The organism is Pseudomonas karstica (assembly GCF_009707515.1).
Classification (GTDB): Bacteria; Pseudomonadota; Gammaproteobacteria; order Pseudomonadales; family Pseudomonadaceae; genus Aquipseudomonas; species Aquipseudomonas karstica.
Genome location: NZ_WLYI01000027.1, coordinates 1 through 25625, shown reverse-complemented (window position 1 = coordinate 25625; position 25625 = coordinate 1). Strand labels below are relative to the sequence as shown.

Sequence of the window (25625 nt, the reverse complement as noted above, 5' to 3'; positions counted from 1 at the left end):
GGATAAAAGAGTGCATTGACAGCATAGCGATAGATTTGTAGTCTGTATACAGAACACGAAAACAGGGAAGCATCATGCAAAAGCTCAATACCCCGGCGCACCTGATCGAACAAGTCTACGACGCCATTCTGGACGCCATTTGCGAGGGGACGCTGCAGCCTAATGAGCGCGTGACGCAGGAAGGCCTGGCTGCACAACTGGGGGTTTCACGCCAGCCGATCCTTCAGGCTTTCCAGATCCTCAAGCGCGAAGGCTTTATTGAAGACCACGGCCGCAAAGGGGTGATCGTCACGCCACTCGACCCGCAAAAGCTGGTGCAGCTGTATCAAGTGCGCGCCGCCCTGGACGCACTCGCGGCACGCAGCGCCGCACGACTTGTCCGGCAAAACACTGCAGAAAAACTCAAGCTCATCGCCGACAAACTGGTCAGTCAGGGCCGGGCAGCTGCCACTGCCAATGACACTAGCGCGCTGGTGCGCCTCGACATGGCATTCCACCAGTTCATCTATGAAATGTCCGGCAACCCGGTGATCGCCCAGACCACCGCCCTGCACTGGCACCACATCCGCCGGACCATGAGTTCGATTCTTCAGAACGACGTACGCACGTTCGAGGGCGTATGGGATGAACACGAAGCCATCCTTGGTGCCATTTTCGATGGCAATGAAGAACTGGCCGGGCGGCTTGCCCAACAGCACGCCGAAACGGCTGCAGAACATCTGGCGCGGATTCTGGAGGGCTCGGAACACGCGACAAAACTAAAGCAGGCCTGACCTGCGGACTTACCCCTGGAGGCATTCATGAAGCTGACACAAGAACAAATCAAGGCTTATGACGAAGAAGGCTACATCCTGCTGCCGAGCCTGTTTTCACAACAGGAAGCAGCACTGATGAAATCCCGTCTTCCAGCGCTGTACCAGATGAACCGTGACGAAGTGGTCAAGGAAAAAAGTGGCGCGGTACGCACCGTGTTCGCCGCTCATACCTTCGACGAAGTCTTCGCCCGGGTGGCCAGCCATCCACGCTTGATCGATCCGGCGCGGCAATTGCTGAACAGCGAGGTGTACATGCACCAGTTCAAGATCAATGCCAAAGCTGCGTTCAATGGCGATATCTGGCAATGGCACCAGGATTTCGGCACCTGGCACCAGGATGATGGCATGCCCGAGGCTCGGGCAATGAACGTGGCGATATTCCTCGACGACGTCAACGAGTTCAACGGGCCGCTGATGTTCATTCCCCGCTCACACAAGGAAGGCCGCCTGGATGCCAGCCACGACTTGACCACGACAAGCTATCCCTTGTGGACCCTGGACAATGCCAAGGTGTCGGATTTGGTTGAGCAGGGAGGGATCGTCGCGCCCAAAGGCGTCGCCGGTACGGTGTTGATTTTCCAGAGCACGCTGGTGCATGCGTCGTCGCCGAACCTGTCGCCATGGGACCGCAACACACTGTACGTCACCACCAACTCGGTAGAGAACGCGATCCGCAAATTCCAGCGCCCGGACTACATCGCTCATCGCGACTTCACACCGATCCAGACCCTCGACGACACCTGTCTCGACGAGTTTCAACGAGCCGTCGCCTGAGCCCCGCTGCCCGCCGAGCCGTGTTCGGCGGGCAGCCATCGCCATAAAAAGGACAACCACGATGAACGATTCCATGCGCGATAAAGTTGTAATCGTCACGGGCGCTGGCGCCATCGCCGAGGGCTGGAGTAATGGTCGGGCGGCGGCGGTGTTGTATGCACGCGAAGGCGCCAGGCTACTGGCGGTGGACCGTGACCTGCAATCGGCCGAAGCCACTTGCGCCATTATTCGCGAAGAAGGCGGCACCTGCGAAGTATTCACCGGCGATGTTTCCAACTCAGCCGACATGCGCCGTATGGTCGAGGCTGCGCAGGATCATTTCGGTCGCCTGGACGTGCTGCACAACAACGTTGGTATCGCCGAAACCGGCGGCCCGGTGGAGGCCAGCGAAGAGAGCTGGAACCGCTTGTTGGCCGTCAACCAGACCAGCCTGTTTCTGACTTGCAAGTACGCCCTGCCGGTGATGGAGGCACAGAAACGCGGCGCCATCGTCAACATCGCCTCGATTGCCGCAACCCATTGGCTGGGCTTCCCCTATGTCGGCTATTCAGCGACCAAGGCGGCGATGATTGCCTTCACCCAGAACATTGCGGTTCAGTACGCGCCACTGGGCATCCGCGCCAACTGCGTGTCGCCCGGGTTCATGAACACACCGATGGTCAGCGCATCGCTGACCAAGGCCTACGGCGGTGAGGTTCAAGCCATGCTCGACACCCGTCACGCGCAATGCCCCATGGGTTTTATGGGCGATGCCTGGGACGTGGCTCACGCCGCGCTATTTTTGGCCTCCGATGCCGCGCGTTACATCACCGGTACCAACCTGGTGGTTGATGGCGGCCTGACCCTGCGCTGCGCCTGAATCCGGACGCGCCAGCTTTTTCTCTTCGCTATCTGCCGTGGCTCACCGCGGCGGTAAGGACACGTGCGGCGATGCTCGCCATCTTCAATGTTGCCTTTCCAGTATTCAGTCTGATTTTTGTCGGCTTCTTCTGCCGCCGACGCGGCATCCTTGGGCCCAATGCGTCCACCGAGCTCAACCGCTTTGTCATTTATCTCGGGTTGCCAGCCCTGCTGTTTGAGTCGATGTCTCGACTGGCCTCGGTGCAGGCACTCAACCTGCGTTTCGTCGCCGCTTTCGCCCTGGGCATGGCTGTAGTGTTCCTGGTGACTTTGTGGCTGCGGCTGCGCAAGAAGGCGCACTTCATCGACGCCACTATCGATGCGTTGGGCGCCGCCTATCCCAACTCCGGGTTCCTGGGCATTCCGCTGTGCCTGCTGACGTTCGGTGAGGCGGGTATCGCGCCAGCCGTGATCGGTACCTTGATGACCGCCTGCCTGCTGTTCGCCCTGGCGATTGTGATGATCGAGATGTTTCGCCAGAGCGAAAAACATTTGGGCCGAACGCTGGCCAAGGTCGGCGGTTCGCTGCTGCGCAACCCGATCATGGTGGCGCCGGTACTGGGTTGCCTGGTGGCGTGGAGCGGTGTGGTGCTGCCCACCGGCGTGCAGCAGTTGTTCCAGTTTCTCGGCGCAGCAGCGGGCCCCTGCGCACTGGTCTCCATTGGTTTATTCCTGGCCGCCACCCACTCACACAAGGTCAACGGCCAGACCCTGGGCATGCTGGTCACAATGAAGTTATTGGTACAGCCAGCGGTGACTGGGGCCTTGGTGTTCTGGGTGTTCGAATTGCCGCCAATGTGGGCCTGGGCGGCTCTGCTGCTAAGCGCATTACCGGTGGGCAACGGGCCCTTTATGCTGGCGGAATTGTTTGGCCGGGAGGCGAACACCATGTCGCGCACAATCCTGATTTCGACATTATGTTCGTTGCTAACGGTGTCAGTGATCCTGGCGTGGATACCGCATCAATAAAGTACCTCGCTACAGGGTTTCGATGATCCTGCAGCGGGCGCGCCCTACCCTCGGTAACCGCTTAATCGCGCATGTACCCACCGTCCACGTCCATGATTTCCCCGGTCACGAAACTCGCCGCATCCGATGCCAGGAAACAAACAGCAGCGGCGATATCTCGTGGTGTCCCAGCACGTCCCAACGGCATGTCCACCAACACCCGAGCCCGCGCCTCGGCACTCAGGGTGCTGGTCATTTCAGTATCGGTCAGCGCCGGCGATACCGCATTGGCGGTGATGTTGAACGGCCCGGCTTCCCGCGCCAGCCCTTTGGTCAAGGCAATCACACCGCCTTTGGCGGCGGCATAACAGCTGTTGCCCAGCAGGCCACCACCGCGTTTCCCAGCGACCGAGGCGATATTGATAATCCGCCCCGAGCGGCGGGCCATCATGCCGGGCAGTACCGCCTTGGCGCAGTAGAAAACACTGTTCAGGTCGATCGCCATGACACGCTTCCATTCGGCCGCGCTCACCTCTAATAGCGGTGCGGTCGACACGATGCCGGCGTTGTTGACCAGAATATCGATGCTCCCCAGCGCACGCCCGACCTGGCTCACCATCGCATCCACCTGTTGCTCATCGGCAACATCCACTCCCAGGCCAATGGCATGGATACCCAACTCGCCCAACTGTGCCGCCGCGCGTTCGGCGGCGTCATGGTCGAGATCACAGATAGCGACCCGTGCACCGCATTGCCCCAGGGCGACGGCGATGGCGTAGCCGATCCCGCGGGCAGCACCGGTGACGAGCGCGTTACGGCCCTCGAGGGAAAAACTGATCGGCGCAAAATTGGCAGAGGCACTCATTATTGTTATCCCTTGATCTGGACGCAGGTCGGCCTTCCCGATAAACGGGAAACGGCCGGTTTTTCAATGAAAATCAGACGTTGGAAACAGTCAGGAAGGGGCGTAGCGGCCCAGCGCCAACTGGTTCTTGAGCGGCGCAATGTCCAGCCGCCGCAGTACGCGATACAGCGATGGCCGACAGATGCCCAGCGCACGGGCAGCGGCGGTCATGTTCCAGCGGCAATCGATGAGCACACCCAGTACGTCCTCGCGCTCATCCACAGGTGCCGTGGCGGGTTTGCCCTGGCGAATCGGCGTGACGTTCTGCACGTTTGTGCGGGCTGGCTGCAAAGGCTGACCACCTGCTTGTGCGAGGAAATCAGCGGGCAGGTCACAGCGCTGGATTCGCGCACCTTCCTTCACCGCACAGGCATAACGGATGACCGCCCGCATCTGCCGCAGATTGCCCGGCCACGAGTGTCCTAGCAGCAAGGGCCAGGCATCGGCAGCGATCACCTGGCGTGGATCGCAACCGGGCAATTCGGTGGCGACCATGCTGCACACCAATTCGGCACGGTCAGTGCGTTCACGCAGCGCCGGCAATTGCACTACGCCGGTGGCAATGCGGTAGAACAGATCTTCGCGAAAGCTGCCGTTTTCCACCAGATGCGTGAGGGATTGGTGGGTCGCACAGATCAGCGCGAAGTTCACCGGCACGCTGCGCTCGGCACCTAGCGGGGTGATCTCACGCTCGGCGATCACGCGTAACAGGCGGGTTTGCTGCTCGAATGGCATGTCGCCGATTTCATCGAGGAACAAGGTGCCGCCATCGGCCTGCGCCACTTTGCCCTTCTTGCCAGTGGGCAGGGCACCGGAAAACGCACCGCGGGAATAGCCGAACAGCTCGCTTTCGATCAGGGTTTCGGGGATGGATGCGCAATTGAGGGCGACCAAGGGTGCACCATGGCGCTGACTGTGCTCGTGCAGCGCACGAGCCAACACCTCTTTGCCCGTGCCCGTCTCACCCTGGATGAGTACGGCGATGCCGCGCTCCATCAAGCGCAACGCGCGGCGAAACGCCTGGCGCACTTGCGGGTCAGTGTCGTGGGCAATATCGCATTCTGGGTAAACGGAGGTTGCGTGGGCTCGAGCAAACGAAGGGTGTTCGTGTACGGAAGGCATCAGCGTCACCTTTTATTATTGTATAGCTCGTGACTATGTCGACTCACCGCACTTGTGATGCAGCCGTCGATATGGCGTTGAATGACAATAAACCAGGCGTACTTATATTTTCCAATCCATAATAAATCATCTATTGATACCTTTGAGAGCATCATGATCGAGCTCCGCCATTTGCAATATTTCCGCACACTGGCAGAAACACTGCACTTCGGTCGTGCCGCTGAGCGCTTGCATATCTCCCAGCCGCCGCTGTCGCGACAGATCGCATTGTTGGAGGAAGAGCTGGGGGTCAAGCTGTTCGATCGTTCACGCCGACGGGTAGAGCTGACCGAGGCCGGGCAGCGCTTTTACCTGGATACCGGCACCGTATTTGCCGCGTTCGAGCAGGCCAAGCGCAACGCCCTGGCTGCAGCGCGGGGGGCGGCGGGCGAACTCTCGGTGGGTTTCATGATGTCGACGGCTTACAGCGTGACCCCGGCGATTACCCGGCGCTACGCTGCGCAGTTTCCGCAGGTGAGCCTCAAGCTGACCGAGACCTTGCCGCTGGACCTGGCCCAGGACATCAGCAGCGGCAGCAAGGACGTGGCAATCATGTACCGCCCACAGGACTGCTCCGGGCTCGAAACCGTGACCCTCTTTCGAGAAGAAATGACCGTGGTGCTGCCACCGGGTCATCGGTTGCTCGCACAATCGGTGATCGACCCACGCGAACTGGCCGGGGAAACCTTCATCATCGTGCCACGGCGGATCGCTCCGGCGCTGCACGACATAATCTTCAACTACTGCCTGCAGCACGGTGTGACCCCGAACATCGGACTGGAAATCAACATGCAGCAAACCATCGTCAACCTGGTGGGCGAAGGCTTGGGGATTGCGATCGTGCCGCGCTCGATGTGCAACATGCGCCTGGCCACCACCACGTTTAAACCGTTACGCGATGCGCCAGTTATCGAAGTGGTGGCGGTGTGGAAGGAAGACAATCACAACCCCTGCATCGCGACGTTCATCGAGAGTGCACAACAGGCCAGCGCGCAAGCCTCTCGCGAGCAACAAACGGCCTGAAGGGGCATTTGATCATGGCGTAACCCCCAGCGCCCGCTACTCGCATCAATCCTGCCAAAGCACCTCGCCAAGAACACTCATCTGAAGCGACAGGTGTCTCCCATAGTGTCTCCCTCTGATTCCCAGGTGACATCTGCCTGGGCATCGTGTGTTTCCCGAAAACGCCCGCGCCATAAGGCCTGCGTCCTCCTCGCCAATCCTTGGCACCGCTCTTGCTATCGCCCTTGTAAACAACATTCACGCAAGGACCCCCTTATGCGATCGCCCGTTATTACTGGCTGGTATCACTCGCCATTCGGCAAATTCGACCAACTCGACCCAGAACTGATGATGGCCGAGGCTGCCCTTGGCGCCTTGACGCATGCCGACATCGCGCCGGAACAGATCGATTCCGTCCACGTTGGCCACTTCAACGCCGGCTTTTTGTATCAGGACTTTCCTTCGGCCCTGCTGGCCAACCATATTCCGCAATTGCGCTTCACACCCTCGGTTCGCGTGGAAAATGCCTGTTCCACCGGCTCCGCCGCGATCCACTCGGCGCTGCAAGCCGTGCTCAGCGGCCAGAGTAAGCACGCGCTGGTGGTGGGCTTCGAGAAGATGAATACCCTGCCCACCGTCGAAGTCGGCAAGATCCTGCTCAAGTGCTGCTACGCCAAGGAAGAAGCCGACATCGAGGGGGGCTTTGCCGGGGTGTTCGGCAATATTGCACAAAGCTATTTCGAGCGTTACGGCGACCAATCCGATGCGCTGGCGATGATTGCCGCAAAGAACCACGCCAACGGAGTCCTGAACCCGTACGCCCATATGCGACGGGATTTCGGTTATGACTTCTGCCGTAATCCATCAGAAAAAAATCCTTTCGTGGCCGGGCCACTGAAGCGTACCGATTGCTCGCTGATCACCGATGGATCGGCCGCCCTGGTGATCAGTCGCGCCGACCTGATGGGCGATCGCCGTCATGCCGTGCGCTTGCGTGCCGCCGTGCAGGTCAACGATTACATGCCGCTGTCCAAGCGCGACCCAACGTACTTCGAAGGCGCCGCCCGCGCCTGGCAACAGGCCCTGCAGACCGCCGAGCTGAGCCTGGCCGATCTGTCGCTGGTCGAGACCCACGACTGCTTCACCATCGCCGAGTTGCTGGAATACGAAGCCATGGGCCTGGCCGAACGTGGCCAGGGCGCACGCGTCATCGCCGACGGCATCAGCCGCAAGGACGGCCGCCTGCCGATCAACCCTTCGGGCGGCCTCAAGTCCAAGGGCCACCCCATCGGTGCCACCGGTGTGTCGATGCACGTGATGGCGGCCATGCAGCTCACCGGCCAGGCCGGCGACATGCAACTGCCCAAGGCTGATCGCGCCGGGGTGTTCAACATGGGCGGCGCAGCAGTAACCAACTACGTGAGCATCCTGGAGGCCGTGCAATGATGGGCATCGACAACGTCATGAACCTGGGGGAGATGCTCAACCAGATTGCACGTCGCTATCCGGATGCACCGGGCTTCATTCGCAGCGGTCGGGAACACTCCTGGAAAGAAATTTCCATGCGGGTCGACAGCGTCGCTGCAGCCTTGCGTGAACGCGGCATCCGTAAAGGTGACAAGCTGTTGGTGCATTCGCGCAACAATTTGCCGCTGTTCGAAAGTGCCTGGGTCGCGTTCCGCCTCGGCGCCGTGTGGGTCCCGACCAACGTGCGTATCACCCCGACGGAGGCGGCCTACCTGGGCAGCTCCAGCGGCGCGGTGGCGATGCTGTATGACGAAGGCCTCGATCATTACGTCGACGCCGTGCGCGAGGCATCGCCGAGCCTGCAAACGGTCATCGCCATCAGTCAGCCCCGCAAAGGTGAACTGAGCTACGACCAATTGCTCGATGAGGGCCGCGCGCTGCACAACGCCTTCCGCCCGGCCGAAGTGACGTATCACGACCCGCTATGGTTTTTCTACACCTCGGGCACCACCGGCCAGCCCAAGGCCGGGGTGCTGACCCACGGCCAGATGGCGTTTGTGATCACCAACCATATAGCCGACCTGATGCCTGGCTTGAGCCAGCATTCGCGATCGCTGGTGCTCGCCCCGCTGTCCCATGGTGCCGGTATCCATGCCTTGGTCAATGTCGCCCGGGGCGCCGCCTGCATCCTGCCGGCCAGCGACAAACTGGACTGCGACGAAGCCTGGCGCCTGGTGCAGGAGTACCGCGTGGACAACCTGTTCACCGTGCCGACCATCGTCAAGATGCTCACCGAAAGCGACGCCGTCGACCGCTACGACCACAGCAGCCTGCGCCACTTGATTTACGCTGGCGCGCCGATGTATCGCGCCGACCAGCGCCATGCCCTGAACAAGCTGGGCAAGGTCCTGGTGCAGTATTACGGCCTGGGCGAAGTGACCGGCAACATCACCGTGCTGCCCGCCGATTGCCACGAAAGCGAGGACTCGCCGAACGCCAAGGTCGGCAGCTGCGGCTACCCTCGGACCGGCATGCAAGTGGCGATTCTCGATGACGCCGGCAACCAACTGGATACCGGTATCGACGGTGAAATCTGCGTGCGCGGGCCGGCGGTATTCAGCGGCTACTACAACAACCCCAAGGCCAACGAAAGCTGTTTCAAGTTCGGCTGGTTCCACACCGGCGACCTCGGCCACCTGGACGAGCACGGTTACCTGTTCATCACCGGCCGGGCTTCGGACATGTACATTTCCGGGGGCTCCAACGTGTATCCACGGGAGATCGAAGAGGTCCTGCTCAGCCATCCGGCGGTGACCGAAGCTGCCGTGCTGGGCATGCCCGACGCAAAATGGGGTGAGTCCGGTTATGCCGTGATCGTCACCACCGCCGAGGTCAGCGACGAACAACTGCTGGCGTACCTGGAGCCGCGTATCGCCCGCTACAAATGGCCCAAGCGTTTTGTGCGCTGGGACGAGATGCCCAAGTCGGGCTACGGCAAGATCGTCAAGAAACAGATCCGCGCGCTGCTCGAAGAACGCCAGGAGGTGGCCTGATGACTCCTCATTTCGCCGAGCGTGCCGGCGTGCGCACGTTTATTCACCAAGGCCCGCCCCTGTCACCGCGACGGTTGGACCTGGAAGTGCCCTATAGCGAAGAACTGCGCATCGTCCTGCCGTTGGCGAGTAACGTCGCGGCAGGCGTGCTCAAGGCGCTGGAAGGTCGACGCTACGGCAGCGCGGTGGGCCGCATTCTGTGTGGCGGCGCCGCACACCTGAGCTATCACCGCATGATCGTCACCGACAAGCTCGAACGCCCTTATGACTACGGCCAGCCCGTAGCTCTGGACGGCTACATCACGTTTATCAGCGGCGCCATCACCGTGGGCCGCGATGCCCAAGGCGCGCCGTTGTTGCACTGCCATGCCGGCTTTCTGGACCGTGATGGCGAGCAGCACGGCGGGCACCTGGTGCTGGACAAACTGATTGTCGGCAGCGAGCCCCTGGTGATTCGCCTGTGCCTGTTCGAGCAGGTTGCCTACCAGGTCCTGCCTGACGCGGAAACCCACTTCAACCTGCTGCATCCCGTTCTCCAGGAGGTGTCATGAACGCCGCCGTAACCGAAGAGTCCCTGGTCCAGGGCGGCCGACTGGGCCGCCTGGTGATCGCCCGTCTCAAGCCCAACGAAGACATCATCGACAGCGCCGAAGCCCTGTGCCGAGACCACGGCATCCATTTGGCCGTGGTTCGCGGTGGATTGGGCAGCCTGGTTGATGGCCAGCTCAGCTATCTGGGTCGCCAGGGCATGATCCAGATCCATGTCGAAGGCCCGGGGGTCGAAATCCTCAGCGTCAGCGGCGAAGTTCTCAACGGTGCCAGTCGCCTGCAGGCCGTGGTTGCCGATGCCGATGGCAAGCTTTACGCCGGCCGCCTGGAGCGCGGCAAAAACCTCACCTTCATCACGGTCGAGTTGACGCTGCAGGAGTGGCTGCCCGACTGACCTCTTCACCCACCACCCCCATAACAAGAAAATCGAAGCCATGTGCAAAGAGCTGTCTCGCAGCCCCGCGCCCCTGGACTTTCGATCGTATTGCCTCGCCCATCAGGAAAACAACAATGAAAAAAATTCCTTTCGTTCAACTGTCGTTGCTCGCCACCACAGGGGTCGCCCTGTCACCGATGGCGCACGCTGACTTCGTCAAGGACAGCAAGGCCACCCTGGGTTTTCGCAACTACTACTTCAACAACGACTACCGCGACCGTGCCGGTCCCGCCGGGCAAAGCAAGACAGCCGAATGGGCGCAGGGATTCTTCCTCGATTACAAATCCGGCTTTACCGATGGCACCGTCGGCGTTGGTGTGGACGCACTCGGCCTGCTGGGGGTGCGCCTGGACGGCGGCAAAGGCAACCACCGCGCCAGCTCGATGATTCCTGATGACAGCGATGGCAGCGCCGTGGACCAATGGGGCCGCCTGGGGCTGACCGGCAAGATGCGTTTTTCCCAGACCGAGGCCCGCTACGGGACGCTCCAACCCAAGCTACCGATCCTGGTGGCCAACGATGGTCGCGTCCTGCCGCAGACCTTCGAAGGCGGCATGATCACCTCCAAGGACGTGGAGAACCTGACCCTGGTCGGCGGGCGCCTGGAACACGCTACTGGCCGGGGCTCGACCAACCGCTCCGGGCTCGCAGTCGCCGGCGGCACCCAGCAAAGCAATGAATTCCTGTTTGCCGGTGCCGACTACAAACTGAGCAAACAACTCACGCTGCAGTACTACGTGGCCCAGTTGGAAGACTATTACGTGCAGCACTTCGGCGGCCTGGTGCATGTGCTGCCATTGGGTGACGGCCAGTCGCTGACCACCGACCTGCGTTATTTCAAAACCGACGCCGATGGCCGTAACGACTCTGCCTCAGGCCGTGCCGCGGGCTATCAGGTGAGTGGCCTGGGCGATACCCTCGGCAAGATCGACAACGACACCTGGAGCGCGATGTTTACCTATGCGCTTGGAGGCAACTCTTTCCTGCTCGGCTACCAGAGCGTGTCCGATAGCGGCAACTTCGTGCAGCTCAACCAGGGCAACACCAACGAAGGTGCGGCAGGCAGCAGCATTTACCTGTTCACCGACCGCCTGGTCACCAGCTTCACCCGGGCAGGCGAGCGCACGGTATTCGGTCAATACGGCTACAACTTCGCCGCACTAGGTGTGCCAGGGCTGGTGGCATCTGTCACCTACCTCAAGGGCACCAACATCCGCATGGCTACCGGTGGAGACGAGAAAGAATGGGAACGCGACATCGCGCTGGATTACGTGGTGCAAAGCGGCACCTTCAAGGGCGTCGGGTTCAGCTGGCGTAACGGCACATTGCGCAGCGGCTTGCCCAGCGAATATGCCCAGGACCAGAACCGCGTAGCGCTCAGTTATACCCTGGCACTGTTCTGATCGAGAGGGGGTCTGATCAAGAGGGGTTCTGATCAAGGGGCTCAGTTGTCTAGAGTCCCTTGCTCCCATGGTTGATCAACGTTAAACCACAAGCGGCGTGCTCTGGATAGTCACGCCGTTTTTTGGTCTGGGCGGTTCAGGCCTCACCCTGCCAATGCCGACATTTGGAGGTCTTTCCTACGCCGGGATTGAAGCTGTTGCATGGGTCCAACTGCTGATAGAACGCCTTCAATTCGGCCTTCGCCGGGTACAGGTGACCAACGTTATGCTCGGCCGGATACTCGGCCCCTCGATCATCCAGCAGCGCCCACATTTCATGCTCCACCGCCAAGCAATCGCGGCCCTTGCGCACGATGTAGTCCTGGTGAAAGACGTGACAGAAAAAGTGCCCGTAATACAGCTTCAGGATCAGTTGCTGCTCGAGGGCATCCGGCAGTTTTTCGAACCACTCCCGATCATTGCGCGCCAGGGCGATATCCAGTGCGACAATATCCTCGACCGTATCATCATGGATCGCCCGATACCGCACCGCAGCCCCGGCCGCCGCGAACCGATGCAGGAACGCCTTGCTGCCCTCCTCGGCCGTACAACGGAAAAAATCCCCCTCGCGCCCTTCAAACAATTCGCCCAGATACGCCTCGGTCGACGCCACCGACGTGGCCGACACCTTGAGCATCAAGTAATGCTCATAACGCTGGCGGTAGTCGGCCATCCGCTTGGGCAAGTGCTCAGGAAAGCAGCGTGCGACCAGTTGCAACACACGGTCTGAGAGGTGCGAACGCAGCCAGGTAAACCGGCCGAGAACGTTGTCCACCCGGCTTTTCAGGGCGAACATTTTCGGTAAGCGCTGGGTGCCCAGGTGATGGATCATCAGGAAGGTATCTTTGCCGTACTGCGCCGCCACGTCATAGGCGCCACGGTGCATGTACTCGCCGGCAATCGGTAGCTCGGCGAAGTGTTCGAGCATGTGGCGGCGGATGCAAGTCAGGTCGGCGGTGTCATTGCTGCCTATGTAGAACACTGCGGTGTCGCGCTCGGCAACGAACGTGTCCAGGCGCACCGCGAATACCGCCAGCTTGCCGGCGCTGCCACTGGCTTCGTGCAGGCGCTGCGTGTCGGCATTGAACCGGGCTGGCGTGGCCGCATCGACATCACGTACATGTGCTGCGTAATCGTGATCGGAGCCGCGTCCGGCGTCGGCCTGGACGTCGCTTTCGCGGTAACAGCCAGCGTCCAGGTTGCCGAGGATCTGCTCCGGCGTGTCGCCCAGGTGAACCCCCAAATGGTTCACCAAGTGCAGTTCGCCCTGGGCGTCGAGCTGTGCATACAGCGACATTTCGGTGTAGGCCGGCCCGCGTCGGATCAACGAACCACCGGAGTTATTGCAGACACCACCAAACACCGAGGCACCAATGCATGAAGAGCCAATGACCGAATGCGGTTCGCGGCCCAGGGGCTTGAGCACTTTTTCCAGCTGATCCAGGGTCGAGCCGGGAAAGCAGATCACCTGCCGTCCCTGCTCGATCAGTTGCACGGTACGCATGCGCAAGGTGCTGACGATCACCACCTCGCGATCGTAGCCGCCGTCCGGCGTTGAGCCACCGGTCAGGCCGGTATTGGCCGCCTGCATGATGACGATCATGTCGGCGGCCACACACGCTTTGATCACCTGCCATTGCTCGAGCAGCGAGCCAGGGCGCACCACCGCGACGGCACTGCCCTTGCCAAATCGAAAGCCCTGGCGAAAGCGCACGGTGTCGCAGGCTTCGGTCAGCACATGGTGCTCACCGACGATGGTTTTAAGGTTGGCGATGAGTTCGGGTACAAGAGGTTGATGCAGAGGGGCGGCAATGGCGTTCATCGGTATTTCCGCAGGTAGAGGCGCGATCGGGGAAGGGCCGTGGTCACCCGGCGGCGAAGGTCTCGCCCCGGGTGACATACATGACAGGTTGGATGGCTTTGCGCAGGACACTCACACGAGAGGTTCGTTTGAGCGATGACGTTGCGCTCGCTCAGATTTCCAGGATGCCCGACGCCATGAATCCACCATCCACCGGAATCACATGGCCGCTGATATATGACGAATCGTCGGAAGCCAGAAAGGCCACTGCACCTGCCATTTCCGCGGGTGTTCCATAACGCCGCATCGGCACGGCCCTGGCGTAGGAATCCCGGGTCGCGGCCGAGTGCAGCATTTGGGTCAAGGGTGTGTCCACCGGGCCGGGCGCTATGCCGTTTACGGTAATGCCGTATTCGGCAAGCTCGACCGCCATCTGCCGAGTCAACCCGATGATCGCCGCCTTGGATGTGCCATAAGCCGTACGGCCCATGCTCGCACGCATACCGCTGATGGAGGCAACGTTAATGATCCGCCCCCAACCATTGGCGCTCATCAGGCGCGCCGCGTGTTGGCCGCAGAGCAGCGAGCCCGTCAGGTTGATGTTCAGCACGCGCTGCCAGTCGCCGAGGTCGCAGTCCAGAAATGCCTGGGTCTTGGCAATGCCGGCATTGTTGACCAGCACATCACAGCGGCCAAAGCGCTCTTGCAGATAGGCAAATGCTGCCGCGATGGAGCCTGCGTCGCCAACGTCGATTTCCAGCGCCAGTGCTTCAATGCCTTGGGCATTGAGCCCGGCGACCATTTCTTCGGCGGCCGCCAGGTTGATGTCGGCCACCACCACGGTATGCCCATCGTGCCCCAGGCGTTCGGCGATCGCTGCGCCGATGCCCATGGCGGCTCCGGTGACCAGGGCCACACGCCCCAGGCCCGAGGCGACCGGAGCTGGCTTGTTCGCTAATTGGCTCATGACAAATGCTCTCTTAAAGGAAACCGATGGAGATCCATGGGAAACAGGCGACGATAACCAGCGCCACGATCAGTGCGCCGAGGTAGCCCCAGACGCGGCGAATAACGTGGTCGGACGAGACCTTGCTGATCGCGCAGGCAGCATAGAAGCCGACACCCAGTGGCGGTGCAAACAGGCCGATGCCCATCGCCAGGATCACCACCATGGCGTAGTGCACCGGGTGAATGCCGAGCATCTCGGCCAGCGGGAACATCAACGGGCCGAACAGCACGATCGCCGGGATACCTTCCAGCACGCTACCCAGAACCACGAAGGTGACGATGGTCACGACCATGAAGCCAATGGCGCCACCGGGAATTTCACTGATCAAGTCCACCAACGACGCCGAGAAACCCGACTGCGTCAATGCCCATGCCATGGCCGAGGCCATGCCAATGATCAACAGGATGGCACCGGACAACGCCGCCGCCTCGAGCATCATTGGGTACACCCGTTTGAACTCGATGTGGCGCATGAACAGGTGCATCACCAGCCCGACCATCACCACGTAAGCCACACCGATCGTAGAGACCTCGGTGGCCGTGGCGGCGCCTTCAAGCACCGCCACCCGAATCAGCAAGGGCAGCGCCAGGGCCGGCAAGGCGATCATGAACGTGCGCGCGATCACCGACAGCGGCGCACGCTTGACATCCGGCATGGCTTCTTTGCGCGAACGCCACCAGCACACCAGCGCGATGACCACGGTGGCGACCACTGCCGGCATCAAACCGCCAATGAACAACGCCGTAATGGACACACTGCAGACCGCGCCGATGGTAATCAGCACCAGGCTCGGCGGAATGGTCTCGGTCATCGCGCCGGTTGCCGCCAGCAAGGCCGCCAGCTCTTCGGGTTCGGAGCCGCGTTTTTTCATTTCCGGGAACAGCGCCGGAGCCACTGCCGCCATATCGGCGACCTTGGAACCGGAGATCCCCGACACCAGAAACATCGCGCCCAGCAAGACGTACTGCAGGCCTCCGCGCACATGGCCGAGCAAGGAGGCCATGAAGTCGATCAGGGTGCGCGCCATGCCAGACAACTGCAGCACCACGCCGAGCATCACGAACAGCGGTACCGCCAGCAGCACCATGTGCGACATGCCCTCATCCATGCGGCTGACCACAATCGACAACGGCGCATGGGTGGCCAGCGCCAGGTAGGCAATGGTTGCAGTGCCAAAGGCGAACGCGATAGGAATGCCACCAAACACACAGGCACCCAGCAGCACCAGAAAGAACACGATCAGGTTGTAGTTACCCAGGCCCGCCAGCAGGGGCTGGCTTAACCACAATACAGCGGCCACGACCGCCACCACGACGATTCCAGCCATGAACTGGCGCACCGTGGAAAACCGCGCCATGCGCGACACAGCCGCCAGCAGCATCAACACCGCACCGACCGGCAAGGCCGCCGCACGCAAGCCGTCGGGGATACCCAACGCTGGGGTGGTGATCCACATCTGCTCATGGGAATGCTGCATGGCTGGCGCGATGATCATCACCACGAACAGGCACACCACCAGCGCCGACAGGGTTTCGCAGAACCCGCGCCAGGCCTCCGGCAGCTTGTTGACCAGCGCGGACATGCGCATGTGTTCCCCGCGATCGAGTGCCAGCACCGCACCGAACATGGCCATCCAGATGAACAGGGAAGACGCCAGTTCATCGGTCCAGATCAGCGGGTTGTGCATCACATAACGAGAAATAACCCCCGCCAGCAACACGCAGGTTTCGATCACCATCAAGGCAACAGTGATCGCTCCGACTACACGCATCACCCATGTATTCAGACAAACAAGCGCCCGGGCCGGCAGGCGCATGGAAGACGTGGAGGCCAGTGCCGCTGGCGCGCCCATCATGCGAGTTTCCCGGCGTATTTCTCGAGGATTGCCCAAGCCGCGTCACCAAACTTCTCGTGCCAATCGCCATAGTAATTGGCGCTTTGCAGCCGCTGACGGAAGGGTTCTGGGGGCGATTCCACCAGTTCAAGGCCTTTCTCCTTGAGCGTGTCGCGGATGGTGCCCTGCAACGTGGCCAGGTCATCACGCTGAGCAACCACTGCAGCGTTGATGTGTTTGCTGACCACCGCCTGCATGTCTTGGGGCAGGCGATTGAATGACGCGCTGTTACCCAACATCCAGAAGCCATCCCAGACGTGGTTGGTCAGGGAGCAGTATTTCTGTACTTCGTAGAGTTTCGCCGAAGAGACCAGGGTGAGTGGGTTCTCCTGGCCTTCGACGATACGGGTCTGGAGTGCCGAATACACTTCAGAAAAGTTGATGCTGGTCGGCGCGGCTTCAAAGGCGCGGAAGATGGACATAATGATCGGGCTCGGAGGCACTCGCAGCTTCATGCTCTTCAGGTCATCGGGCGTGACGATCGGACGGGTGCTGGTAGTGGTCACACGAAAACCGTTGTCCCAGATTTTGTCGAACGCAAACAGTGTTTCGGTCTTGGCAATCTCGGCGCGCACATGAGCGCCCAAGTCACCGTCCATGGCGCTCCACACCTGCTCATAATCTTTGAAGGCAAACCCGACCGCGCTGATCTGCACCGACGGCACCAGCGTTCCGAGGATCACTGGCGACAGGGCGAACATGTCGACGGCACCAGAGCGAACCTGCGCCAGGGTATCGGTATCGCTGCCGAGTTGGCTGCTAGGGAAAATCTGAATCTGTACCGCACCGTCGGTTTCTTCACGAATAGCCTTGGCCATCTCCCGGGCACGCACGTTCATCGAATGGGTGATGGGCATGTTGTTGGCAAACTTCAACTTGAACTCGGCGGCCTGACTCTTGCCGCTGTATAGACCGAGCCCGGCGGCCGCGACAGCAGCAGAGGCGAGTGAGGCCGTTTTGAGAAAGTTGCGGCGAGTAAAGTCGCTCATTGGGTTCTCCTGAATTTATTGTTTTTATTGATCAATGGCCTTGGGGCCAGCGACTGGATGCAAGTGATAAAGCAATTCAGGTGCCATTCGCTGAAAAAAGCATTGGCCATGCTGAAGAGGTTGATAATTTTTTAACTAACCTTCTGTATTTAATACAAAAATAGTATTTTTTCTAAATGTATCAGCTTCTTGTTTTTTGGATTTAGACTTGCTGATGTAACAGGTGTCTCCCATCAGACTGTCGCCCTCTCTCTCACAAGCGACACTTGTACGTTCCTACAGCTTTGCGCCGCTGGGTCAAGCCGGGCCCTGACCTGTACAACCATCTCGCACATCAACGAAAGCAATGTGGCCCTTAGCCACATTTATGATTGACACCCCCTCCCCGGTCCTTTAAAACCCACGCACTCGCATGTATGCCTGTCGGCTTAGGCGCCAGCTTTCCTGCGCCCACAGAGCCCCGTTTTCCTTGATTGAGACATGGATGTTGAATAAACCCCCTCTTTTCACCCGCCGCCGCTATTACCTCGCGGCGCTGATCGTCTTGTTGGCGATCCTTGATCCTTTCGGCCTGGCCAGTTCCAGCGACAAGGCGTCCGCACAGTGGTTTAACCGCATGCTTTCCGGCGGCTATCCCAACACCGGCCAGCAGCAAGTGGCGGTGGTGCTGGTCGACGATGCCTACCTGATGCGCAATAACACCTCGTGGCCGATGCCTTACGACGAGCAAAGCAAGTTGTTCAAGCGTTTGCTGGCGTACAAGCCCAAGGCGGTGTTTGTGGATTTGTTGTACAGCCACGATCACTCCTTAGGCGATCCGGCACGAGGCAGTCAGTTGTTGGCGAATGTGTTCGAGCGGTATCAGCGTCAGGGTATTGCGCTGTTTGTGGCCAATACCGGTGTGACGCGGGGTGAGGATGGGCAGGCCAATACCTTGGCGCCTTTTACCGGGATCAGCCAACCGGCGCTGGTGCTGTGGGACGGGGTGGATGATCGCTATCCGTTGGCGCTCAAGACGTCTCAGGGCGTGCTGGAGACGCCAGCCATGGCGCTCTATCGCGAGTACTGCAAGACGCAAACCTGCCAGCGGTTGCCCGAGAATGCGCAGGCCACCGTGGCCTCAGCACCGCTGGTGGTGCAGTGGGGGCTCAAGTTGGCGCCGCAACAGGCGCGCATCAAGGACCTTAGCGATTGCGCATCACCGTCTCATTTTCTGCCGGACTGGCTGAGGCAGTTGGCCCAGGCGGTGTTCTGGAGGTTCGACGACTCGGCCCAGGCGCGCTGTGCGTATAGCCTGACCCTGTCGGCCAGTGATCTTGAGGTCAGCGCTCCCGAGGATCAGGCGTTGATTGCGCAGTTGTTGGGTGATCGCCTGGTGATGGTCGGGGCGAAGATTACCTCCACCGGCGACTTAGTGCAGTCCCCAGTCCATGGGCTGATCCCCGGGGTTTATCTGCATGCCATGGCCCTGGATAACCTGATGACCAAAGGCATGGACTACGACCGCGAGCCGGGCAGCCTGCCGCTCTTCAATATCAGTTGGCTGGATGTGCTGGAGCTTGGGCTGCTGGCGTTGATCGCCCTGTTCAAGGCGCTGCATGCCAGGCAGTTGGCCAAGCAGCCTGCATGGACCCGTTGGCCATCCTGGGAGAGGCGCCTTTTTTCGTCACCGTATCCTGCCTGGGGGCTGGTCCTGATGGTGCTGGCGGCGGTGTGCATTGTGCTACGAAACAACCACTACACAGCCGTCAACGTGCTGGGCATTACGTTGCTATCGTTGGTGCTGCTCAGCGATCGGTTCGAAGCCTTCTTCGACCGGGGCCGCTGACAGTGCCGCTCTCTCGTCTCACTCAAGGAACTCAAGGATGAACAGAACCCTTTTCGTGTTGCTCGCCGCGCTCTTCAGCCAGCCCGCCTGGGCGGAAACGCACAGCATCAAGGCGTTCCTCGCCGACCCGGTGGCGGTGCTGGATGAACAAGGCAAGCAGCAACGCGACCTGCCGCGCAAAGACGCACCGACACAGCCGGTACCGGTGCTGCAGTACAACCAGGCACTGGATCTGGTGCAGGTGGAGCTAGCCGGGCAGAAGGTCTGGCTGGACACCATGGACTTGCGCATCGAACCGCCGCTGAATGTGGTCGAGCTGCCGTGCGACAAGCTGCCCAAGAGCCAGGCCAAGGACAGCCACAACAAGTCCACCATCGGTTTTGGTGCGGGCTGCAATCAATAAAAGGAGCGTTGCGGTGAAGGGATATCTTTTGGCGGCCAGCCTCCTGGCCAGTGCACTGCTCAGCGGGTGCGCCACCTTGAAGGGTGCTGACCAGGCGTTTCTGAATCTGGTGGGGCCGTCGACACAGTCGCGGGTCAAGGGCCATTACGTCGACAATACCGACGTGCGCCAGTACTACAAGCTCGATCCGCAACGCCAAAGCCAACAACGCTTGAGCTATGACGGCCGGGCGGTACCGGCCGCCGAAGCGCGCCAGCAAAACCTGGTGGATATCCCGATGTTGCAGGTGTACTTGCAGGGCATTGTCACGCGCCTGTCCAAGGGCTGGCCGGGGACGTTGCCAACCTTACAGGTGAAGCTCACCGACAGTCGCAGCTTCGGGCCCTCGGCAGACCCGTACGGCAACATATTCGTACCGCTGGGCATGCTCGATAACGTTGGCAGCGAAGACGAAATCGCCGCGATGCTCGGCCATGAGATGAGCCATGTGCTGCTGCATCACCATGACCGCATGGCAGCCTTCCAGCAGCAGAAGCAAATGTTCACCACGCTGGCCTCCACGGTGGCGCTGGCAGCGATGGCCGCCAACACCGGTGTGGATCGCAGCTCCGGCACCATGAAACTGTTCAGCAAAGACCCGGCCGGCACCCAGAAAACCATCGGCAACACCGTGCTGTATACCTCGCTGGCCAATACGTTTTCCGATCATGTCTGGAGCACCGCCTGGGGCCGAACCCAGGAAGACCAGGCCGACTTGCTGGGCACCGACCTGATGATCCGCGCCGGTTATGCGCCCCGTGGAGCCACACATAGCCTGGAGCGGCTCAGCGACTTTCAGGGCAAGCAAAAGCCCTTGCTCACAGGCTTTCTCACCGCCCGTAAAAACGCCATGCAGGACTCGTTGCAACAATTCAACCTCAACCGGTTTACCAAAGAGCTGGACGTGTTGCTCAAGGACGGTTTGACCACCGGCATCACCGCCACCACCCAATATTTCACTCGTTCCCACATGTCGACCCTGGACCGTGACAAGGAACTGCGTGAGTACCTGCAACGGGAATACCGCCAGGAACGTCGCGCCCGGGTCGACACTCAGGGCTGGCCGAAAGTACGCAACGCACAGCAAGTGGCCAAGGCCATCCAGGGCTACAGGGACGCCTACTTCGCCACCGATGCCCTGGCGCAGAAAAAACTGCCCGAGGCCGACACGTTTATCCGCCGCGCGTTGAGTTCCCCGGTCAACAGTCAGCCGGGTATTCGCAGCGTCGCCTATGCCGTGCGCCTGGCCCAGGGTAAAGGCCGCGAGGCATTGAAAGAGCTGCAGGCAATCAAGGACTGGTCCCTGGCTGGGCCTGCGACCTACGACTTGATGATCAGCTATCACCTCAAGCGCGGCGATGGCAACGCGGCACTGGCGATGATCGATAAAGCCGAGCGCCACCTGGGGTCGGAAGAGTTGTTCATCACCGAGAAGTTGCTGGCCAACCAGCAGTTGAAGAATACGCAACAGGTGCAAACCGTACTGCGCAAGTGCGAGCAATATCCGACCCGCAAGGAAAACTGCAAGAAGCTGGCCCCGCTGAAGGCCTGAGGCTTAGTACCCCGCGCTTTGACGCGGCTTTTCTATGGCAAAAAAAACGCCCCGGGGCCAAGGCCACGGGGCGTTTTTTTTCAACCTGATATCAGGCCAGTGCGTAACGCTCGATCAATTAGAAAACGTTGATCGGGTAGTCCGCGAACAGACGGATTTCGTTACCGCCAACGTTGTAGTTGCTGGCGTTGTTGGAAACGCGCAACCAGGACGCACGGGCACGCAGGCTCAAGTCTTTGGCCGCGCCGCTCTGTACCACGTACTTGAACTGGTTGAAGATTTCACGCTCGGTGCCATCGCCGCGGCCGCTGCCGTCGTCAATGTTGGTGCCGCGCACGTAAGCGATGTTGTACGTCAGGCCAGGTACGCCGAAGGCGCTGAAGTCCAGGCCGTAGCCTGCCTGCCAGGAGCGCTCGTCCTTGCCGTTGAAGTCGGACCAGTAGGAGTTGGCCAGCAGGACGGTGCTGCCACCGTCGCCAATACCGCCAGCGTTGCGGTAGCCGCCGTACAGGTAGCCGGTGTCACCGGTGCTGCGCTGGTGTGCCAGGGTCAGGCTGTGTGGACCGAAGGCCCAAGTGGCACCCAGGCTCCAGATCTTGTTGTCGCGGGCGTCGGCATCACCTTGGTTTTGCAAGGCGAAACTGCGATCCAGCTTGGTTTTGTAGCCGTTGAAGTCAAAGGTCAGCGATTGTTTCTCTGGCAGGGCCAGTACGTAGTTGACGTTGACGTATTGCTTCTTCAGCACGTCTTCCATATCGGAAGCGTACAGCGCGGCCGACAGGCTTTCGGTGAATTTGTAGCTACCGCCAATGTAGTTGATGCTTTTCAGGCCACCGCTGTCGGTGCCCTCGGCGCTCTTGCGAGATTCCTTGGTAAAGTGACCGGCGTCCAGTTGCAGGCCGGCGATCTCTTTGGAAACGATCGAGGTACCGGTGTAGGTTTCCGACAACAAGCGGGTGTTGTCGTACTGCAGGACCGGCACGGCTGGCATCTGCTCACCGTACTTGAGCACGGTGTTGGAGACGCGGAACTTGACGGCTGCACCGCCCTTGGCCAGGTCATTGGCTGCTGAACCGCTATCGCCTTGCTTGAAGAAGTCGATACCGCCAGCGCCGCTGCGGCCTTTACCGCCATCCAGGCGAATAGCGTATTGGCCAATCACGTCCACACCCACACCGACGGTGCCTTGGGTGAAGCCGGACTCGAACTTGCCGATGAAACCTTGGCCCCATTCGGCTTTGTCTTGCTGGTGGTTCTTGTAGTCGCGGCTGATGTAGGCGTTACGTACACCGATGTTCAGGTGGCTGTCTTCAACAAAACCCTTGGATTCGGCTTGGTCGTTGGCATGGGCTGTCGTCGCGCTCAAAATCCCCAGAGCAATCAGACTCATCCGTTTATTCAACATTTTCTTATTCCTTATTACTGGTTGAGTACGCCCTGCGACACCAGGCCCCTACAATCTTTCTGGTGCTGGCTGCCCCGAAATAAAGAAAAACCCGCGGACGATTGAACATGTCGCGGGCCTTTTTTATTGAACATCATGGCGGTCAGCCACGGGCGTTGGAGCGAATCCTAGCCGTGCCTTCAACAGTGTGTCAATTTCATGAATCGTCTGTATTTAGGCTAAAAAAGTCTAAAAAATATTAAATAGCCATTATTTTCCGCGAAACGTTTGCTTTCATCGGTGTTTTGACACAAAAAAGCCCAAGCCCCTTGCGGGCATGGGCTTGTTGGATGCGCTAAACCAATGCCTCGCTACAGCCGTCTCATCCAGCGTGCAGCGGTTACAACTGCACTCAGTTTTTGTGCGGTGCCGGTTGTTGTTGGGTCAGGCAATGAATATTACCGCCGCCCAGTAACAACTCGCGACCAGGCACCATCACCACCTCATGTTGTGGAAATAGCCCCTGAAGGATTTCCTTGGCGCGGCTGTCCAGCGGGTCGTCGAAACTTGGCGCGATGATGCCGCCATTGACGATCAGGAAGTTGACGTACGAACCCGCCAACCGCACGGTCGGGTTGCGTTCCTGGGTACCGTCCACCGGATCGACACCGGCACATTCGTCTTCGCTGGCATACAGCGGCCCCGGGATCGGCATTTTATGTACTACAAGCGAGCGCCCCTTGGCATCGGTGTTGTTTTGCAACACATCCAGCGCGGCATGGCAGCGTGCGTAGTTGGGGTCTTGCGGGTCGTCGGTCCAGGCCAGCAACACTTCTCCGGGGCGTACGTAGCAGCAGAAGTTATCCACATGACCGTCGGTTTCGTCGTTGAACAGGCCATCCGGCAGCCAGATGATCTTATCCACAGCCAGGTTGGCGCTGAGTACCGCTTCGATTTCCTCACGCCCCAGGTGCGGATTGCGGTTGCGGTTAAGCAGACACTCTTCGGTGGTGATCAGAGTGCCTTCGCCGTCGACGTGAATCGAACCGCCTTCCAGCACAAAACCTTCAGTACGATAACCCGGGCTGCGCTCGATCTCGAGGATCTTGCCAGCCACCTGGGAGTCGCGATTCCACGGCGAATACAGGCCACCGTCAAAACCGCCCCAGGCATTGAAATCCCAGTGCACACCGCGGACTTCACCGCGGTTATTGATCACGAAGGTCGGCCCGGTGTCCCGCACCCACGCATCGTCGCTGGACATCTCCACTACGCGAATATTCGGCACGTCCAGGCGGGCACGAGCATTTTCGTACTGTGCGGCCGAGACCGCCACTGTCACCGGCTCGAAACGCGCGATGGCCTTGGCCACTGCCACGTGAGCGGCCTGTGCCGGCTTGCCACCCAGGCGCCAGTTGTCCGGGCGTTCGGGCCAGACCATCCAGGCCTGGGTTTGTGGGGCCCATTCGGCCGGCATGTAGAAGCCATCGAGGCGAGGCGTGCTGTGCAAGGTGGTCATGATCAAGACTCCAGGGAACCGTCGAGGGTTTTCAGCGCACCGTACAGGTTAGGGCGCCGATCACGGAACGTCCCCCAGGCGCTGCGAATGTGTTCCAGTTCGTCGAGGTCGAAGCTGTGCACCAGAATGCCTTCTTCGGTTTCATTGAGCTCTTCAACTTTCTCGCCGAACGGGTTGGCGATGAACGACGAACCGTAAAAGTCGATATCGTAACCGTCTTGCTCTTCGTTGCCGATACGGTTGCTGGCAACCAGTGGCATCAGGTTGGCGCCGGCATGGCCTTGTTGCACGCGCTGCCAATGGTCACGGGACGAGATGCTCTTGTCGTGAGGCTCGTTGCCGATAGCGGTCGGGTAGAACAGGATTTCTGCGCCTTGCAACGCCATGCTACGGGCGCATTCCGGGAACCACTGATCCCAGCAGATGCCCACGCCGATTTTCGCGTAGCGGGTGTTCCACACTTTGAAACCGGTGTCGCCGGGGTTGAAGTAGTACTTTTCGTGGTAGCCGGGACCGTCCGGGATGTGGCTTTTACGATAAATCCCGAGGTTGGAACCATCGGCATCGATGATCGCGATGCTGTTGAAGCGCGCGCGGCCAGCCAGCTCGAAAAAGCTGATAGGCAGGACCACCTGCAATTCCTTGGCGACTTTCTGAAAGTGCTTGATGGCGACATTGTCTGCAACCGACGAAGCCAGTTGCAGATAATCCGGGTTTGGCTTCTGGCAAAAGTACGGGCTCTCGAACAGTTCCTGGATCAGGATGATCTGCGCACCTTTGGCGGCAGCCTCGCGGACCAGCTTTTCAGCGGTCTCGATATTGGCTTCGAGGTCCCAGGAACAAGCCATCTGGGTAGCGGCGACGGTAACGATACGGCTCATGGATCATCTCCTGGGCGGGCTCGGCGGTCAGGATAGCCGTGACCGATGACAGAAAAGGGAACAGACGCAGGGGTGTGGGAGATCTTATAATGGATAAAAATCGATATTTAAAGGAGTTAAAAATAAAAATATCTAAAAAAAAGCAAATATTATCGATATTAATCGAATAAAAATAACGACGGTTTTCTTGTGAAAACCCGAGAGCACCGTTGTGGGCCAGGTTTATCGCCCCGGTTCACCCCATACGACGGAGTACACTTTTCTCGGAGTCATCGCCAAGTGGGCCCCGTTCCTCCCGTCCGCCATCTGACCGCCGCCTCTTGTACCGTACCCCGCAAGCCAGCAAGCTATGCAGCGTTCGCTCAATGTCCGTCC

General features: G+C 59.9%; 22 protein-coding genes. 13 read left to right on the top strand and 9 right to left on the bottom strand.

Going from position 1 to position 25625, the window contains the following annotated elements; genetic code table 11:
* The first annotated feature begins 74 nt into the window (after positions 1-74).
* From GIR22_RS18920 to GIR22_RS18905, 4 genes are all read left to right on the top strand, one after another.
* Positions 75-773 (top strand): GntR family transcriptional regulator, encoded by a 699-nt coding sequence (locus tag GIR22_RS18920; protein ID WP_154744795.1) that lies wholly within the window; start codon positions 75-77, stop codon positions 771-773.
* A gap of 27 nt (positions 774-800) precedes the next feature.
* Positions 801-1589: a phytanoyl-CoA dioxygenase family protein gene (locus tag GIR22_RS18915; RefSeq protein ID WP_154744794.1), complete on the top strand. Its 789-nt coding sequence runs from the start codon at positions 801-803 to the stop codon at positions 1587-1589.
* Between the two features lie 61 nt (positions 1590-1650).
* The gene (locus GIR22_RS18910) at positions 1651-2448 is read left to right on the top strand and encodes an SDR family NAD(P)-dependent oxidoreductase (protein ID WP_154744793.1); all 798 of its coding nucleotides are present in this window, start codon (positions 1651-1653) and stop codon (positions 2446-2448) included.
* A 71-nt stretch (positions 2449-2519) separates the two neighbouring features.
* Positions 2520-3458 (top strand): AEC family transporter, encoded by a 939-nt coding sequence (locus GIR22_RS18905; protein ID WP_154744792.1) that lies wholly within the window; start codon positions 2520-2522, stop codon positions 3456-3458.
* 61 nt (positions 3459-3519) lie between these two features.
* Here the strand turns inward: GIR22_RS18905 and GIR22_RS18900 are convergent, their stop codons facing one another.
* On the bottom strand, positions 3520-4302 hold the full coding sequence (locus GIR22_RS18900; RefSeq protein WP_154744791.1) for an SDR family NAD(P)-dependent oxidoreductase: 783 nt from the start codon (positions 4300-4302) through the stop codon (positions 3520-3522).
* Between the two features lie 90 nt (positions 4303-4392).
* The gene (locus GIR22_RS18895; RefSeq protein ID WP_154744790.1) at positions 4393-5463 is read right to left on the bottom strand and encodes a sigma-54-dependent Fis family transcriptional regulator; all 1071 of its coding nucleotides are present in this window, start codon (positions 5461-5463) and stop codon (positions 4393-4395) included.
* Between the two features lie 153 nt (positions 5464-5616).
* Between GIR22_RS18895 and GIR22_RS18890 the strand changes: the two genes are divergently transcribed.
* From GIR22_RS18890 to GIR22_RS18865, 6 genes are all read left to right on the top strand, one after another.
* Entirely contained in the window at positions 5617-6525 is a 909-nt protein-coding gene (locus GIR22_RS18890) for a LysR family transcriptional regulator (protein ID WP_154744789.1), read from the top strand.
* A gap of 255 nt (positions 6526-6780) precedes the next feature.
* Positions 6781-7950 carry an acetyl-CoA acetyltransferase gene (locus GIR22_RS18885; RefSeq protein WP_154744788.1) on the top strand — a complete coding sequence of 390 codons (1170 nt, stop codon included), beginning with the start codon at positions 6781-6783 and terminating at the stop codon, positions 7948-7950.
* Complete coding sequence (locus GIR22_RS18880) at positions 7947-9524, top strand: acyl-CoA synthetase (RefSeq protein ID WP_154744787.1); 1578 nt, start codon at positions 7947-7949, stop codon at positions 9522-9524. The genes GIR22_RS18885 and GIR22_RS18880 overlap by 4 nt, the downstream gene beginning before the upstream one ends.
* On the top strand, positions 9524-10075 hold the full coding sequence (locus tag GIR22_RS18875) for a PPC domain-containing DNA-binding protein (protein WP_154744786.1): 552 nt from the start codon (positions 9524-9526) through the stop codon (positions 10073-10075). The genes GIR22_RS18880 and GIR22_RS18875 overlap by 1 nt, the downstream gene beginning before the upstream one ends.
* On the top strand, positions 10072-10467 hold the full coding sequence (locus tag GIR22_RS18870; RefSeq protein ID WP_154744785.1) for a PPC domain-containing DNA-binding protein: 396 nt from the start codon (positions 10072-10074) through the stop codon (positions 10465-10467). Before GIR22_RS18875 ends, GIR22_RS18870 begins: the two co-directional genes overlap by 4 nt.
* Positions 10468-10583: 116 nt before the next feature.
* A complete protein-coding gene (locus tag GIR22_RS18865; protein ID WP_154744784.1) occupies positions 10584-11912 on the top strand; it encodes an OprD family porin in 1329 nt (442 codons plus the stop codon).
* Between the two features lie 136 nt (positions 11913-12048).
* On the opposite strand, the gene dld is transcribed toward GIR22_RS18865, so the two are convergent.
* The 4 genes from dld to GIR22_RS18845 form a co-directional block, all read right to left on the bottom strand.
* Positions 12049-13773, bottom strand: a complete 1725-nt coding sequence (gene dld, locus GIR22_RS18860) for a D-lactate dehydrogenase (RefSeq protein ID WP_154744783.1) — start codon at positions 13771-13773, stop codon at positions 12049-12051.
* 151 nt (positions 13774-13924) lie between these two features.
* Positions 13925-14719, bottom strand: coding sequence for an SDR family NAD(P)-dependent oxidoreductase (locus tag GIR22_RS18855; RefSeq protein WP_154744782.1), 795 nt, complete (start codon positions 14717-14719; stop codon positions 13925-13927).
* A 13-nt stretch (positions 14720-14732) separates the two neighbouring features.
* Positions 14733-16616, bottom strand: coding sequence for a TRAP transporter large permease (locus tag GIR22_RS18850; RefSeq protein WP_154744781.1), 1884 nt, complete (start codon positions 16614-16616; stop codon positions 14733-14735).
* The gene (locus GIR22_RS18845; RefSeq protein ID WP_154744780.1) at positions 16613-17644 is read right to left on the bottom strand and encodes a TRAP transporter substrate-binding protein; all 1032 of its coding nucleotides are present in this window, start codon (positions 17642-17644) and stop codon (positions 16613-16615) included. Before GIR22_RS18845 ends, GIR22_RS18850 begins: the two co-directional genes overlap by 4 nt.
* A gap of 484 nt (positions 17645-18128) precedes the next feature.
* Between GIR22_RS18845 and GIR22_RS18840 the strand changes: the two genes are divergently transcribed.
* From GIR22_RS18840 to GIR22_RS18830, 3 genes are read left to right on the top strand one after another with little or no spacing between them, the layout of a single operon-like run.
* Positions 18129-19472, top strand: coding sequence for a CHASE2 domain-containing protein (locus tag GIR22_RS18840; protein ID WP_154744779.1), 1344 nt, complete (start codon positions 18129-18131; stop codon positions 19470-19472).
* Positions 19473-19509: 37 nt separating this feature from the next.
* Positions 19510-19875, top strand: coding sequence for a hypothetical protein (locus GIR22_RS18835; protein ID WP_154744778.1), 366 nt, complete (start codon positions 19510-19512; stop codon positions 19873-19875).
* A gap of 13 nt (positions 19876-19888) precedes the next feature.
* Positions 19889-21466, top strand: a complete 1578-nt coding sequence (locus GIR22_RS18830; protein ID WP_178122351.1) for a M48 family metalloprotease — start codon at positions 19889-19891, stop codon at positions 21464-21466.
* A 118-nt stretch (positions 21467-21584) separates the two neighbouring features.
* Here GIR22_RS18830 and GIR22_RS18825 read toward each other — a convergent pair whose 3' ends face one another.
* From GIR22_RS18825 to aguB, 3 genes are all read right to left on the bottom strand, one after another.
* On the bottom strand, positions 21585-22871 hold the full coding sequence (locus GIR22_RS18825) for an OprD family porin (RefSeq protein ID WP_154744776.1): 1287 nt from the start codon (positions 22869-22871) through the stop codon (positions 21585-21587).
* 391 nt (positions 22872-23262) lie between these two features.
* A complete protein-coding gene (gene aguA, locus GIR22_RS18820) occupies positions 23263-24369 on the bottom strand; it encodes an agmatine deiminase (RefSeq protein WP_154744775.1) in 1107 nt (368 codons plus the stop codon).
* A 2-nt stretch (positions 24370-24371) separates the two neighbouring features.
* A complete protein-coding gene (aguB, locus tag GIR22_RS18815; RefSeq protein ID WP_154744774.1) occupies positions 24372-25250 on the bottom strand; it encodes an N-carbamoylputrescine amidase in 879 nt (292 codons plus the stop codon).
* Between the last annotated feature and the right edge of the window lie 375 nt (positions 25251-25625).